Source organism: Pseudomonas syringae group sp. 26L6 (assembly GCF_032587815.1).
GTDB classification, from domain to species: Bacteria; Pseudomonadota; Gammaproteobacteria; order Pseudomonadales; family Pseudomonadaceae; genus Aquipseudomonas; species Aquipseudomonas amygdali.
Genome location: NZ_JAWHPJ010000046.1, coordinates 42,871 through 57,765, shown reverse-complemented (window position 1 = coordinate 57,765; position 14,895 = coordinate 42,871). Strand labels below are relative to the sequence as shown.

The 14,895-nt window shown below is 55.1% G+C and carries 10 protein-coding genes; 9 read left to right on the top strand and 1 reads right to left on the bottom strand.

All coding sequences use genetic code 11. From position 1 onward, the window contains the following. Positions 1 to 85: 85 nt before the first annotated feature. From RYA97_RS19190 to RYA97_RS19180, 3 genes are all read left to right on the top strand, one after another. The gene (locus RYA97_RS19190; protein WP_054097600.1) at positions 86 to 1,009 is read left to right on the top strand and encodes a hydrogen peroxide-inducible genes activator; all 924 of its coding nucleotides are present in this window, start codon (positions 86 to 88) and stop codon (positions 1,007 to 1,009) included. An 11-nt stretch (positions 1,010 to 1,020) separates the two neighbouring features. Next, positions 1,021 to 3,096 (top strand): ATP-dependent DNA helicase RecG, encoded by a 2,076-nt coding sequence (gene recG / locus RYA97_RS19185; RefSeq protein WP_117140269.1) that lies wholly within the window; start codon positions 1,021 to 1,023, stop codon positions 3,094 to 3,096. An 86-nt stretch (positions 3,097 to 3,182) separates the two neighbouring features. Next, entirely contained in the window at positions 3,183 to 4,580 is a 1,398-nt protein-coding gene (locus RYA97_RS19180; protein ID WP_002551491.1) for an aminoacyl-tRNA deacylase and HDOD domain-containing protein, read from the top strand. Between the two features lie 66 nt (positions 4,581 to 4,646). On the opposite strand, the gene RYA97_RS19175 is transcribed toward RYA97_RS19180, so the two are convergent. Next, positions 4,647 to 5,048 carry a GFA family protein gene (locus tag RYA97_RS19175; RefSeq protein WP_005778491.1) on the bottom strand — a complete coding sequence of 134 codons (402 nt, stop codon included), beginning with the start codon at positions 5,046 to 5,048 and terminating at the stop codon, positions 4,647 to 4,649. Positions 5,049 to 5,342: 294 nt separating this feature from the next. Here RYA97_RS19175 and RYA97_RS19170 point away from each other — a divergent pair, with 294 nt between their 5' ends. The 6 genes from RYA97_RS19170 (at position 5,343) to RYA97_RS19145 (ending at position 14,850) form a co-directional block, all read left to right on the top strand. Next, the gene (locus tag RYA97_RS19170; RefSeq protein ID WP_002551489.1) at positions 5,343 to 6,650 is read left to right on the top strand and encodes a CitMHS family transporter; all 1,308 of its coding nucleotides are present in this window, start codon (positions 5,343 to 5,345) and stop codon (positions 6,648 to 6,650) included. A gap of 677 nt (positions 6,651 to 7,327) precedes the next feature. After that, positions 7,328 to 8,491 carry an acetyl-CoA carboxylase biotin carboxylase subunit family protein gene (locus RYA97_RS19165; RefSeq protein ID WP_117140270.1) on the top strand — a complete coding sequence of 388 codons (1,164 nt, stop codon included), beginning with the start codon at positions 7,328 to 7,330 and terminating at the stop codon, positions 8,489 to 8,491. Between the two features lie 26 nt (positions 8,492 to 8,517). Next, positions 8,518 to 9,603 carry a cupin domain-containing protein gene (locus RYA97_RS19160; protein ID WP_316892913.1) on the top strand — a complete coding sequence of 362 codons (1,086 nt, stop codon included), beginning with the start codon at positions 8,518 to 8,520 and terminating at the stop codon, positions 9,601 to 9,603. A gap of 5 nt (positions 9,604 to 9,608) precedes the next feature. Next, on the top strand, positions 9,609 to 12,977 hold the full coding sequence (locus tag RYA97_RS19155) for an ATP-binding cassette domain-containing protein (RefSeq protein WP_117140272.1): 3,369 nt from the start codon (positions 9,609 to 9,611) through the stop codon (positions 12,975 to 12,977). A 37-nt stretch (positions 12,978 to 13,014) separates the two neighbouring features. Beyond that, positions 13,015 to 13,950, top strand: coding sequence for a hypothetical protein (locus RYA97_RS19150; protein WP_316892911.1), 936 nt, complete (start codon positions 13,015 to 13,017; stop codon positions 13,948 to 13,950). Between the two features lie 12 nt (positions 13,951 to 13,962). Continuing rightward, positions 13,963 to 14,850, top strand: coding sequence for a hypothetical protein (locus RYA97_RS19145; protein ID WP_005778484.1), 888 nt, complete (start codon positions 13,963 to 13,965; stop codon positions 14,848 to 14,850). The last annotated feature ends 45 nt before the right edge of the window (positions 14,851 to 14,895 follow it).

The following is a 14,895-nucleotide window of genomic DNA, read 5'->3' as shown; positions in this document are numbered from 1 at the left end:
TTTTGTTACTTGTGAGTGCTTCTGATAACGTGCGTCTATCGATCGCACCCGCTATGCTGGGGTCGCAACTTCATGGATGCACGTTATGACTCTTACAGAATTACGCTACATCGTCACGCTTGCCCAGGAGCAGCACTTTGGCCATGCGGCTGAGCGCTGCCACGTCAGCCAGCCAACGCTGTCGGTGGGCGTCAAGAAACTAGAAGACGAACTCGATGTGCTCATTTTCGAGCGCAGCAAGAGCGCCGTGCGCCTGACACCGGTCGGTGAAGGCATCGTTGCGCAAGCGCAGAAAGTGCTGGAGCAGGCTCAAGGTATTCGTGAGCTGGCCCAGGCAGGCAAGAATCAGCTGACCGCGCCGCTGAAAGTCGGCGCTATTTATACCGTCGGCCCTTACCTGTTTCCTCACCTGATTCCACAACTGCACCGGGTTGCGCCGCAGATGCCGTTGTACATCGAAGAAAACTTCACGCATGTGCTGCGCGACAAGCTGCGCAACGGTGAGCTGGATGCCGTCATCATTGCCTTGCCGTTCAACGAAGCCGACGTGCTGACCCTGCCGCTTTACGACGAGCCGTTCTCCGTCCTTATGCCGGCCGATCACCCCTGGACTCAGAAAGAGACCATCGACGCCTCGGCACTCAACGACAAGAGCCTGTTACTGCTGGGCGAGGGTCACTGTTTCCGTGATCAGGTTCTGGAAGCCTGCCCTACCCTGGGCAAAGGCAATGAAGGCGCCAAGCACACGACAGTAGAATCCAGCTCGCTGGAAACCATTCGGCACATGGTCGCTTCCGGGCTGGGTATTTCGATCCTGCCGCTTTCGGCCGTTGACAGCCACCACTACGCGCCCGGCGTGATCGAAGTCCGCCCGCTGACGCCGCCTGTGCCTTTCCGCACGGTCGCCATCGCCTGGCGCGCAAGCTTCCCGAGACCCAAAGCCATCGAAATTCTCGCTGACTCTGCTCGCCTGTGCTCGGTGGCACGTCCGAAAACAGTCGCAAGTTAGGCAGAAAAGAAATGAGCGAGCTTTCCAGGGTCTCGGTCACGGCGCTCAAGGGCGTCGGTGAAGCGATGGCAGAAAAGCTGGCCAGGGTCGGGCTGGAAACCCTGCAGGACGTGCTGTTCCATCTGCCGTTGCGTTACCAGGACCGGACCCGCGTCGTACCGATTGGCGCATTGCGCCCTGGCCAGGATGCCGTGATCGAAGGCGTGGTCAGCGGCGCCGATGTGGTAATGGGCAAGCGCCGTAGCTTGCTGGTACGGCTTGGCGACGGCACAGGTGTCGTCAGCCTGCGCTTCTACCACTTCAGCAACGCGCAGAAAGAAAGCATGAAGCGTGGCACGCACCTGCGCTGCTTCGGCGAAGCGCGTCCCGGTGCTTCGGGCCTGGAAATCTATCACCCGGAATATCGGGCAATTACCGGTGATGAGCCCGCGCCCGTTGAACAGACCCTCACGCCGATCTATCCCACGACCGAAGGCCTCACCCAGCAGCGCCTGCGTCAGTTGTGTCAGCAAAGTCTGGCGATGCTCGGCCCCAAAAGCCTGCCGGACTGGCTGCCGGATGAGCTGGCCCGCGACTATCAGCTGGCCCCTCTGGATGATGCGATCCGCTATCTGCATCACCCGCCCGCCGATGCCGATGTGGAGGAACTGGCCCTCGGGCATCACTGGGCGCAACACCGGCTGGCTTTCGAGGAATTGCTTACCCACCAGCTTTCCCAGCAGCGCCTGCGCGAAAGTCTGCGCTCACAGCGCGCACCGGCGTTGCCTGTTGCGAAAAAACTGCCGAAACAATTTCTCGCCAACCTCGGCTTCTCGCCCACGGGTGCCCAGCAGCGGGTCGGCAAGGAAGTTGCCTACGACCTGAGCCAGCCTGAGCCGATGCTGCGGTTGATCCAGGGTGACGTTGGTTCGGGCAAGACCGTGGTCGCCGCTCTGGCTGCCTTGCAAGCGCTGGAAGCAGGTTATCAAGTGGCGCTGATGGCCCCCACCGAGATTCTCGCCGAGCAGCACTACATCAACTTCCAGCGCTGGTTAGAGCCGCTGGGCGTTGGCGTGGCCTGGCTGGCGGGCAAGCTCAAGGGCAAGGCGCGCGCGACGTCCCTGGAGCAGATCGCCAGTGGCACCCCCATGGTAGTGGGCACCCATGCGCTGTTTCAGGACGAAGTGCAGTTCAAGAACCTCGCGCTGGTGATCATCGACGAGCAGCACCGGTTCGGTGTTCAGCAACGTTTGGCGCTGCGTAAAAAGGGCGTCGGCGGCCTGATGTGTCCGCATCAATTGATCATGACCGCCACACCGATTCCACGCACGCTGGCGATGAGCGCCTACGCCGATCTGGACACATCGATTCTGGACGAACTACCGCCCGGAAGGACACCGGTCAATACCGTGCTGGTTGCCGACAGCCGCCGCCTGGAAGTCGTGGAGCGTGTGCGCGCAGCTTGCGCCGAAGGTCGCCAGGCCTATTGGGTGTGCACGCTGATCGAAGAATCCGAAGAGCTGACCTGCAAAGCGGCTGAAACCACCTACGAAGAACTGAGCAGTGCCTTGGGTGAGGTTCGCGTCGGGTTGATACACGGACGTATGAAGCCCGCAGAAAAGGCCGCGATCATGGCCGAATTCAAGCAGGGTGCGCTGCAATTGCTGGTGGCAACTACAGTGATCGAAGTTGGGGTCGACGTGCCGAACTCCAGCCTGATGATCATCGAAAACCCCGAGCGCCTCGGTCTGGCTCAATTGCACCAGTTGCGCGGGCGCGTCGGGCGCGGCAGTGCGGTCAGCCATTGTGTGCTGCTCTACCACCCGCCGCTTTCACAGATCGGACGGCAGCGGCTGGGCATCATGCGCGAAACCAACGATGGCTTTGTCATCGCCGAAAAGGACCTTGAGCTGCGTGGTCCCGGCGAAATGCTGGGAACCCGACAAACGGGCCTTCTGCAATTCAAGGTCGCCGACCTTATGCGTGACGCAGACCTGCTGCCGGCCGTACGCGACGCGGCTCAGGCCCTGTTGGAGCGCTGGCCCCAACATGTCAGCCCACTGCTCGACAGATGGCTGCGTCATGGCCAGCAGTATGGCCAGGTGTGATGCAGGCTACGCTTTGAACACCACGTGCGACCGAAAACGAATAACGTGGTTATACTTCAAAAAATGTAGGAATTTGGACATAGCTCATGACAGAAGTCGCCCACGTCAATGATCCGCAGCATGCGCCGTCGGTAATCCGGCAGTTGCTTGAAAAATTGGCTATCAGCTACAACGAAGTCATGGACAACAAAAGCTTGCCCCCGGCGCGCAAGGTTCAGGCTGTGCTGGTCGAGGACGCTGTCGGTGCGCTGCTTATCCTGTTCCCGCAGAGCCAGTTGCTCGACCTCAGCCGAATCACCGAGCTGACCGGGCGCCAGTTGACCGCTGTGCCGCATGATCGTTTGCAGCGCATGCTCACCAAGCACAACCTGCAAGTGCTGCCGGGGCTCCCGGCACTGACCAGCTCACCGTGCCTTTACGATGATCGCCTGCTGCAAGAGCCGACACTGCTGGTGGGCTCGGGCGAAAAGGGCCTGTTGCTGGAAATCAGCAGTGACGACTTCAAAGGCATGCTGAGCAAGGCCAGCGCCGCGCACTTCGGCCAGTCGGTCGCAGCCATTCGTCCGAACCTGGATCGTCCTGACGACGATCCGGCAGAAATCACCCAGGCCATGCATGTTTTCACGGCGCGTCGCATCCAGCAGCGTCTGGAAGCGACCCTGGAAATACCACCACTGGCCGGAACTGCACAGAAAATCATCAAGCTGCGGGTCGACCCCGATGCGACCATCGATGACATCACCGGCGTAGTCGAAACCGACCCTGCGCTGGCGGCACAGGTCGTGAGCTGGGCGGCATCGCCCTATTACGCGTCGACCGGCAAGATCCGCTCGGTAGAAGATGCAATCGTCCGCGTGCTGGGCTTTGATCTGGTGATCAACCTGGCACTGGGCCTCGCTCTGGGCAAAACCCTGAGTCTGCCCAAGGACCAGCCGCAACAGACTACGCCGTATTGGCAGCAATCCATCTATACAGCTGCCGTCATCGAAGGTCTGACCCGCGCCATTCCCCGCGCCAGTCGCCCGGAAGCTGGCCTGAGCTACCTCGCCGGTTTGCTGCACAACTTCGGCTACCTGCTGCTGGCCCATGTGTTTCCGCCACACTTCACCCTGATTTGCCGCCAGCTGGAAGTTAACCCGCACCTGCACCACAGCTTTATTGAGCAGCATTTGCTGGGTATCAGCCGCGAGCAGATCGGGGCCTGGCTGATGCGCTATTGGGACATGCCGGATGAACTCGCCATCGCGCTGCGCTTCCAGCACGACCCGCACTACAAGGGCGAACATCACGTCTACGCCAACCTGGTTTATCTGGCCGTACGTCTGTTGCGGGTGAACGGCATCGGTGCCGGGCCAGAGCAGGAGATTCCTGATGAGTTGTTCGAACGTCTGGGCCTGAGTCGCGAAAAAGCCAACGAGTCAGTGAAAAAAGTGCTTGAGGCCGAGGTACTTCTGCGCGAACTGGCTTCGCAGTTCAGCAAGTAATGCGCTGATGTAATGTGCGAACAGTGCCTAAGGCTCTGGCTCAGGCACTATATATCTCCTCAAACCTCAGAAAGGCTCGCCCTCTACCCCTGGCAGGTGCTGATCCAGGCGTAGCCAGGGAAGCCGGTTCTCTATCCAGATGTGTCGTGAGGGCGTTGCCAGCTCCGGTTGGTCAAGTGTCGCAATGGTGACGTCGATCTCGTCCGGGCTGTTGCGCGTGAACAACGCCAGGTGAGCGCCGCACTTGCCGCAGAAATAGCGTACGCAGCTGGGTGAGGAGTCATACGCACAGGGGCTGCCTGTCAGCCACGTGAACGAAGCCAGCGGCACACTTATCCAGGTTACAACCGTTGCACCCGAGGTGCGTCGGCAGATGGAGCAATGACAGTGAGCGATGTCCCGCAACGGCGCATCGAACTGGTAACGCAGCCCGCCGCAATGGCAGCCACCCGAGTGTATCTCGCTCATCCATGCTTCTCCTTCATGCCCATAATCCGTGTGACAATAAAATTTCAACAATAGCTGATTGAAAGGTCGGTGAAAGCTTGGCCAATTAGCATCGCCTCACTTCCGGCAAAAAGACCGGCTAGCCAGGAACGGATTCCAACGTGTTTCAGGCCCAATTAACAACAATAATGGTGATTCCGATGCTTGCTGACTTCTCGTTCCACACCCTCCTTGCGCCTCCACTCCACGTACCGATCTGCTGAGCTGACTCGTTCATTTCACGTTCTGTAGCCGTATTACGTCTGGAGTATTCCCATGCTGACTTTCCTTGGCTTTGCCATGGTTATTGCGTTCATGTACCTGATCATGAGCAAGCGCCTGACTGCGCTGATCGCCCTGATTCTGGTTCCAATCATCTTCGCCCTGTTCGGTGGCTTCGCGGCCCAGATCGGCCCGATGATGCTGGCAGGTATCACCAAGCTGGCGCCAACCGGCGTGATGCTGATGTTCGCCATCCTTTATTTTGCGCTGATGATCGACTCCGGCCTGTTCGACCCGGCCGTGCGCAAGATCCTGAAAATGGTCAAGGGCGACCCGATGCGCATTTCGGTCGGCACCGCCGTGCTGGCGCTGGTGGTGTCCCTCGACGGTGACGGCGCGACCACCTACATGATCTGCGTCGCCGCCATGCTGCCGCTGTACAGCCGCGTCGGCATGAGCCCGCGCATCATGGCCGGCCTGATCATTCTGGCGGGTGGCGTGATGAACATGACCCCGTGGGGTGGCCCGACCGCTCGTGCGGCCAGTGCCCTGCATGTCGATGCATCCGACATTTTCGTACCGATGATCCCGGCAATGCTGGCTGGCGTGGTTGCGATCCTGGCAATTGCCTACTTCTACGGCAAACGCGAACGCGCTCGTCTGGGTGAACTGCACCTTAAGGGTGATGAAGTCGATCACAGCGAAATCAGCGTCTCGCAATTCCCGGATGCACGTCGTCCAAAGCTGATCTGGTTCAACGGCGCGCTGACCTTCGCACTGATGGTTGCCCTGATCATGGGCCTGCTGCCGCTGCCGGTACTGTTCATGATCGCGTTCAGTATCGCGATGATCATCAACTACCCGAACCTGCAGGACCAGAAGGACCGCGTATCAGCCCACGCCGGTAGCGTTCTGGCAGTGGTCGGCCTGATCTTCGCCGCAGGTATCTTCACCGGTATTCTGTCCGGCACCGGCATGGTCGACGCCATGTCGAAAAGCCTGCTGGCAGTGATCCCGGATGCACTCGGCCCGTACCTCGCCGTCATCACCGCGCTGGTGAGCATGCCGTTCACTTTCTTCATGTCCAACGACGCGTTCTACTACGGCGTACTGCCAGTGCTATCCGAAGCCGCTGCCCACTACGGCATCAGCCCGGTTGAAATGGCCCGCGCGTCCATCGTCGGTCAGCCGGTCCACTTGCTCAGCCCTCTGGTGCCATCGACCTACCTGCTGGTTGCCCTGGCCGGTATCGAGTTCGGCGACCATCAGCGCTTCACCCTGAAATGGGCGATTCTGGTGTGCCTTTGCATTCTGGTTGCCGCGCTGCTGATGGGGATCTTCCCGTTCTATAGCAGCATGTAAAACGCAGTACCTGTCACAAAGGCTCGCCGTCGACTTGATCGTTGACGGCGAGTTTTTGCGTTTGAACGGTCAATTGGTTGAGGGCCGATACTGCAACGCCTCGGCCAGATGGCTGATCTCGCGGTTGATTCTGATTACACTTCTGACGGGTGTAAAAGGCCCGCCGAGGATCGCAGGCCCGGCGCATCGATTGTCATTAGCCCATTTCTATACTTGCCGAGGGATAGCCCATTCAGTTGGCAGACAGCGTTGACATTCAAACTAAACAATGAAACCATAGATGGCGCGTATGGAAAGCGCAAATAATTATAAATATCTAAAGGAATAGCATGCTTTATACCCTGCGTTCTCATTTGCATTCCCCTCAATTCAAGTGGCCCTCGAAAGTATCTCGTATACTGTCGGGCTCTGTGCGTCTCTCTTTCAACGATTATTATCATTCCGCCACCGGGGCGGGTTGATTTTCGACTGACTGAAATCTACTCACTATACAAACTCTCTACCGCATAGCGTTCTGCTATTTGTACGGTCGTGCACGCTACGTTTCTGTCGCAGAAACGTACAGCAACCGGTATTGAAAAAATATCAATACCGCCGCGTATAAACCACGGCAGAGGCCCAATGCGTTATTCCCTATGCGTTAATTTATTGGTCGGTTCGACCATGAAAGGTAGTGTATGAAGACTGTCGTAATGATCGGTGGCCATGATGAAACTTTTATGCATTATGATGGCTTGGGTTTTGACTTTACCGTGCTGCAATTGCCGGACTCGGTAGGTCCTAACCTCGCCGCACTCACAGACAAAATTCATCTTGTCAGCGATTTCTCCGAAGCCACCGTACTCGGCAAAATCGATGAAATCCTTAAAAAGCAGACAGTCGATTTCATTTTTTCGTTCACCGAAGACGGACTGCTGGCAGCGGCACGAGCGAGCCAGCATTATGCTATTCCCGGCATGGACTTTGACGCATGCGAAGTCTGCATAAACAAGGCGCTGATGCGCACCAGGCTGGAAAATACAGAGTTTGCGGTCCATAGCGCAATCTGCAGAACACGCGCTGACGTTGAGCATTTTTTCAATTCCCGCAATGGCCCGATTGTGCTGAAAGACCCCACAGGCTCCGGGAGCGAAAACGTATTCATCATCAAAGATGCCACGTCTTTGCAGAGCACGCTGGACGGGTTTTCTCAGGAAAATTTCGTTATGTTGGCGGAGGAGTTTCTGAACGGTCGAGAGGTCAGTGTCGAAACGTTGACCATCGACTCACAACATCGTGTTCTTGCCGTCACCAACAAGCGACTGTACAAGACCTCCCTGGCGGAAGAGCAGCACATCATCTCGCCAGATAATCTGGAGGCCGCGGTGTTCGAGCAGTTAGCTGGCTATTGCGAGCGGTTGTTGACTGCCCTCAATCATACACACGGCCCCTGCCATATTGAGGTGACCATCGCGGATGGACAGTTTCATCTCATAGAGGTCAATAACCGGGTCGGCGGCGATTATATTGGCTTGCTGGTTGAGCTGACTACAGGCGTTGACCTGTTCAGGGAGACTTTGCAGTTCCATAGCTATGCGGTGGATAAAAACAGTTTCGAACAGCCGGCCCGTTACATGTTCGCGGGCTCTCATCTTTTTTATGAGCCGCTGGACACTGCACTTCTTAATGATGTTTTACAGGAAGTGGATATCATCAGGTTGATCATGGGCGAAGCCAATCCGCCATTGAACAGATCGCACACCAATGATGACAAGGTCGGCATGGTGGTCATCGCTAGTCATGACCGGGAAAAGTTCTATGCCGCCATCGAACGTCTCAACACACTGAGTTCCGCCAACTAAGTTTATTACGCAAAGGAATAGCAGATATGGAAGTCATCTCTCGTAACGATATCGAGACCCTCAACAGCGTAATGGTTGATGGCGCCTTGCACGATTTAGGCGTTGTGAAGATATTCTCCCAGCACCCTGCGCTGGCTGAATTCATCCCGTCCAACAGTGAGCTTGCTATCAGTTGGGTCCGGCTCGAAAAGGATCAGGAACTGTCGGTTCATCAGCATCCCGAAGCAAGCCTGATACTGATTTGTGATGGTTCGGGGGAAACGTTGGGGGCGACCGAGCGTGCGATAGAAGCGGGTGACATGGTTTTAGTGCCACCTCATGCCCTGCATGGCTTCAAAGGCACCCAAAATGGTTTTTGGGCACTTTCCATTCAGTTCAATGGCAAGGCCCTGTACGAAGACACGTCGCGACCGAGCGTCGTCTTCAAATCACAGGAATCCGATACCGCGAAGCCTGCCGATGTGCTGTTACGAGACAATCAGGCTTACCTGGATAGCTTCAAGAATAGTCGGCTGTTGTCGCTCATCAATTCGCCATCCATTGATCAACCGCAAGTGCGCGAAAAACTCCTCGACTGCCTGCAGACCTGGTCAGATATGTTTCAGGATTTGCTGCATATCCGAGTGGCGATGACGCTTGATCAGGCTCACAAAAAAATTGCTCTTGAGCACTTGATAGAAGAGCTGGGTCATAACAATAACCTGCGTCTTCAGCGCAACACCAACCCTTCCCCGGTTTCGGATGCAGCCTTTCATTCCACTATGGAATGGTTCAGGCACCAGATGCTTTATAAAAGCGATATGGTCAAGACGCTCTTGATGCACGTCGTACTGGAAGGCAGCGGTGAAATTTTCCACAGCGAAGCCGCTCGGGTATTCGCTGGCATGCCGCACTTTCAGGAACATGGCGAAGACGATGGTCATCACGTCAGTATGGGCATAGCGCTGCTGAACGACGCGTCGCCAAGAGAAGTCGAGGATTTACGCGTAGCGTTAAGTGAAGGCTGGGAGATGATCACACTGCTTTGCGATCGATTTGCCGATATTGCCTGTCGAGACTCACTGGGACGTAAGACCGTCACGGATCTTCAATCTGTGCCGGTATATAACTGATTCCTATGAAGATTGCAGAAGTCTTGAAAACCGTCCTTTGCTTCCGTACGCCTGAAGGAGCTCGAGGAGCGCATTTGGTCCACGCCTACCGCTGGCAACGCTGGTGCAAGGCCGCGATCGATGATGCAAGTAGAGCCGGAAACAGACGGCTTCATATCGAGATTTTTGCAGCCCTCAAACGGGATGTCATGTTAGCGCTGATTGCAATCGGGGTGCATACTGCGGCGGCTTTTGGTGCCGCAGTCACCTTGAAATCATTGCTGATCCAACTGATGCGGGCTGACTCGTCCGTGCTCTCGAATATTACCCAAGGCACCACCTGTCTTCTGCTGATTTACTGTGCCTGGCTGGCGCTCAACCACACTTTCTTTCTGGCTGAGCTAGTCGGCGTAGGCAGTCGCTCCTATGTGGAACAAAGGGTATTAATCAAAAGGACTGTTGCGCAAAACGGCATCTTTGCGCTCAGCCTGACAACGTTGCTCGACCGAGAGGCCGCGCGTGTCGAATCCTCATGGTCAGGATTGATTACGATAGCGCTTGCGCTGGCAACGGTGCTTTTCACCTCCGCTTTTTTCTTTCTTGCTCTGGGCGCTAGTGCGGTGGCTGCCCTTGCGGTCATCGCTGGCAGTTCAATGATCGTGTTCTGGGTTGCTCAACGACTGGGCGCAACCTATGAACAGTTATCGTTGAGTGCGACTCAGCGCATAGAGGTGGGGGTATTCGCAACGAAAAATCGGCGTCAAGCCTGGCTGAAGAACTGGAATGCCGAACTGATCCGTGACTACGCCGCCAAACGAAACCTCGAAGAGGGCTCCTTGAAAAAAGCTGCTCGCCTGGTCGCGGCCATTAGTCTGATCTCGACCATGACGCCGATTACCGCACTGTTAAGCTCGGCGCTGCTACAACTAATCTATCTGGGCCAAGTCGATACACCAGGGGTGCTGGCCGCCATCGCGTTGATTGGGGGACTGAAGTCAGTCGCCAATAATATTCCAGACATTGTGCAAAGTATTTCCCAAGGCTTTGTAGGCCACCGTCATATCGAGCAATACCTTGACGCCCCTGAGCCCGTTAACTCCCCTTGCGCAACATCAATACCGCCCTCCACGAAGGCAAAGCATATTGCCATTGTCGGCGCCGCAGGCAGTGGCAAGACATCTATGCTGAGAAACTGTGCGCAACGCTTTCCCGGGGCTGACGATCAGGCGATTTTCATTCCGGACGAACCGTGGATATTCGCTGGCGGTCTTGGCGAAAATCTGAGTATCTATCGGCGTGAATTTTCAGACGAAGAGGTACAGGAGGCGATTGCGCTCGCACGCCTGCCCGGGGACTTTTATCTCGACTACATCAGAGAGCGGGATTGCGGCGCAATCAAGCAATGGGACGTTTCCAGAGGCCAGGGAAAACGAATAGAACTGGTCCGCGCCCTAGTGGCACGCACAGACTGGATCTACATCGACCAACCGACCTCAGGGCTGGATGACGCGCTGGCTGCGGGATTGTTGAGAACACTGCTGGACGGCCCATGGCGTGATACAAACGTAATGTTCGTCACGGATAAGCCGGAGGAAAGAGACACTGCCGAAGAAATCTGGACTGTTTCTGGCGGTAGGATTATCGACATAAAAACTCACCACGCTTGCGCTTCTTCGCGACCTCTCGCTTCACCGGTGGCAAGCTCTTTCTCTGCGTCCTCGCCGCCAAAGGCAGTACACAGTAAAAATGATTCGACAGAACAGCCTGAGCGGGTTTCCAGATCAATCACCAGCAGCCTGATAGCGTTCGGCACGGGCGCCATCACGTTGGTCGCATTCACCCTGATGGCACTCAAAGAAGTGCTCACTATTGCAGGCGACTACCTGATCGCTAGCGGTTATCTGGGTACGCATCTGAATGCATCTTTGCTCGGGCTGGCCGGCGTTTTGCTAGTGAGTGCTTTGCTGTCGATTTCCGGGGCGTTGGTCACGGCGAAGAAATGTATTGAGGCGGCGTCTGCACACTGCAATCGATACCTTTCTTATTTAATGAACCCGGGCCTTGATGAGCGTCTGACCCAGAAAATCAATCACGACAGCCAAAACAAGCTGACATGGGATCAGCGGCGCGTCGATGAAGTATTGCCCGTTCTGTTGCTGGAAACCATCGGCGCGGCAACCTTGCTGTCGGTCACGGCAGGGTATGTTGTGCTGAATAACATTTACGTACTGTTTCCGTTTGTTTTCATCAGCCTGTGTTATTGGCGGGGAGCACGACGCTCCGGCGAGTTGCTAAAAAAATCCAACACTCGGGAAATCGACACCACCGCCCTATTGTTCACACGCATTCAAGCACTGAGTTGGGACGGCGGTCGATTTGAAAGCATGGCCAGAAACTCCAGCATCCTGAACTGGTTGAGCGGCAACCTGGCCGCTCGAGCGTTTGCTTCTCTGGATAATGCTGCGATGCGTCGTTGGTATAGCTACAAACTGGATTTGATGGGTGTTTTCTTTCTTTCCGGCATCGTGGCATCAACCCTTTACTTTCACGCCATCGGCGTAGCCACGATGGCGAACGTTCTGGCTGTGAGTCTTTCATACAGCCTGATTGCGATTTTCGCGCGCTTGGGAAGGTGCGTAGTGGAGTTGCGACAAGTCCTCGACAGTGCCGATCGCCTGGTCGTGGCTGGCCTCTTGCCAACGGCAGCGCCGAGATGCCAATACGTTCAAAATGGTGCGCCATTGGTATCGTTTTCAAACGTCACATTCGTTAACCCTCACAGCGGAATAACGGTGCTAGAAGATTTCGACCATGCGTTTCACGAGAATGATGTCGTGGTGATCATGGGGGCAAGCGGTGTCGGTAAATCAACCTTCGCCAGTCTGGTAGTGGGCAGCCTGCTGCCAAGTCAAGGTCAGGTATCGACGCTGGGTGGCACTATCGGGTATCTGACACGGCCACATGCCGAAGACGTTCAGTTATTGACCTCCAGCCCGATATTCAAGCCGGGACCGCTGTTTGAACATTTCAATAGCACGTCTCAGGAAGAACTTTATCAGCAGGCCTCTTATCTGGGCCTCTCGAGCATTATCGAGCGCCTGCCGGAGGGCTTCAATCAAGAGGTTGCCTGGAGTGGTGACGTTAACCTGAGCAAGTCAGAGCTTCAACGACTTGCGCTGCTTGATTTGACCATCAATGCACCGTCCATCGCCATCCTCGACGAGGCCACCTCCGAGCTGGACAGCGTCGAAGAACTTCAGCTCATCAGGAAGTTGATGGCAGCCCTGCCAAAAACCTTGTTTTTCATCATTACTCATAACGCTGAGCTTTCTGCGCTGGGAAACAGAAACTTTACCTTCAACTCTGAAAAGCGATTGGTTGAAAAAACGATATAAGCCTATTCTCACACATTGTTATACAAGGATCGTAAGTATGGAGTTGCCTGCGCAGCGGGAGGCGTTTTGCATCAGTTATGGCGTCTCTAACCCACAGCTGCCCTTGAGCGGTATTGCCCACTGGGAGTCAATGCTCAAAGGGCTTGCGGAGCAAGACGGTATCCTGCATGAAGAGCAGGCCTATGTCGCACCCGGCTTCTTTTATATGCCTGTTACTGCGCAGCCGGACCCACCGTTTCTGAAGCAATTGATACGTCAGGCACATACAGCCGACTGGCTGTTGGTTCCCTCCCTGAAGAAAACCGATCACTCGCTGCGCCAGCAATATGAAACAGACATAATAGTGGTTCCCTTCATGCAGGTTGCCTATCTGCATGTTGACGGAGAACTTGACGCTTGTTTGCTGACTGCCATGGGCAGAAAAGCATACAAGGAGATGGTACGTCTTACCCGAAGGACTGAAGAACTGTGCCATACGCGACTCTATCGCTTGGACGAACTGGTTGAAAACAATCAAGTATTGGAAGCGTTTTCAACACTGCAGTCGTTAAACGTGGACAAATACCAGCACGTGAGGAACCTGTACGCTCTTGAAACACTGCAGGCACTGGCACGCTCAACTGAAGGTCCAAAATACTATATAAAAATGAATTATGAAAAATTGAATAATGTCGCTGTCTACGGTTCCCTAAGCTACGCTGATCAGCAACAGGGCGTTTTCTCTCAGCTGGTGCAAGGTCAAGACCGCAGCCAGGTACCCCCCGGGCTCAACTTGTACGTCAGCGATTACTATCAACTTTATAAAGTGGCTGATGAGCTTGGATTCAAGACAAGCTGTCTTGGCCGCGGCGCCATCGATATGAAAAAACGAATGGGTGCCAACCGGGTAGTCGACCTGGACAACTGGCTGATTCCTGTCAGAACGAGTCGGCAAAAACAAATGCATGCATTTTCAGTCAGAGCATACGGTTAATAAGGAATTTTCGTGTCTTTCTTTGATCTCAATCGGCAACTTGATAGCCAGCACATAATAGAGAATGGTATCTCGATTATGGACTACTCGACATCGACCTTCGATTTGGCTGGTACACTTCAAAAAACGCTCGTCGGCCGCTATAAGCTCAGGGCTAACTTCCCGCTGGACAAGATTCACGAATGCCTCGAACACGAAGAAATCCAACGCCACCGAAAAGAGTCTGGCCACTGGTATGACCCGTTACAAACGCTGGGTGAGCCAATGATCAATGAATACTACACCTTTGTGAATGGGCTCAGTCAGCGTCTGGGTTTCGACTTTGTGTTCGAACATAACCCGCTGGTGCGCTACCACATTCCCACGACACTGGATGACCGTTACAGACTACCGGACGGCGAGTTGTTTACTCACCACTCGGATACCTTACTGGGCGACTATTTCCAGCAAATCAATATATGGTTACCGTTCTGCGACGTTAAAAATACCGCAGCACTCAGCGTTTGCTCGAAGCGTGCCAGTCTGCGCGCTCTAAAAACGTTCGCCCATGAGCAGAGTTATAGCTACGACGAATATAAGGACAGTCGAATCGATTTCTTCGATTATGCAAAACAACGTCCGCAGTTCATATCGGACCTCAGGATGGATGCCATGCCGACCAACCTTCGCTACGGCCAGTGCCTGATGTTTGATCCACGTGTACTGCACGGGACGGCAGAGAACTCGGAGAATGTAACGCGTGTGAGCATGGATTTCAGGATTATCCCGGTGGATGATTACGAGTCCATCATCAAGGAACTCCAGCTTCAAGGGGGTCGCCCTAATAGCTACGAAGGCGAAGGTTTGATCAAGGGCGAGTTCTACAACGCATTGACTGCACGTGAAGTCGTCAGCCGCTGATTCCTCTGCACTGTCATAACACCTCAATAATTAACCCGAGAACGG

Excerpts from the sequence above, each read along its gene's own strand:
- RYA97_RS19160 (WP_316892913.1), top strand. The coding sequence starts at position 8,518 with ATGGAAGTCATCTCTCGTAACGATATCGAGACCCTCAACAGCGTAATG.
- RYA97_RS19180 (WP_002551491.1), top strand. The coding sequence starts at position 3,183 with ATGACAGAAGTCGCCCACGTCAATGATCCGCAGCATGCGCCGTCGGTA.
- RYA97_RS19175 (WP_005778491.1), bottom strand. The coding sequence starts at position 5,048 with ATGAGCGAGATACACTCGGGTGGCTGCCATTGCGGCGGGCTGCGTTAC.
- RYA97_RS19155 (WP_117140272.1), top strand. The coding sequence starts at position 9,609 with ATGAAGATTGCAGAAGTCTTGAAAACCGTCCTTTGCTTCCGTACGCCT.
- RYA97_RS19165 (WP_117140270.1), top strand. The coding sequence starts at position 7,328 with ATGAAGACTGTCGTAATGATCGGTGGCCATGATGAAACTTTTATGCAT.
- recG (WP_117140269.1), top strand. The coding sequence starts at position 1,021 with ATGAGCGAGCTTTCCAGGGTCTCGGTCACGGCGCTCAAGGGCGTCGGT.
- RYA97_RS19150 (WP_316892911.1), top strand. The coding sequence starts at position 13,015 with ATGGAGTTGCCTGCGCAGCGGGAGGCGTTTTGCATCAGTTATGGCGTC.
- RYA97_RS19190 (WP_054097600.1), top strand. The coding sequence starts at position 86 with ATGACTCTTACAGAATTACGCTACATCGTCACGCTTGCCCAGGAGCAG.
- RYA97_RS19170 (WP_002551489.1), top strand. The coding sequence starts at position 5,343 with ATGCTGACTTTCCTTGGCTTTGCCATGGTTATTGCGTTCATGTACCTG.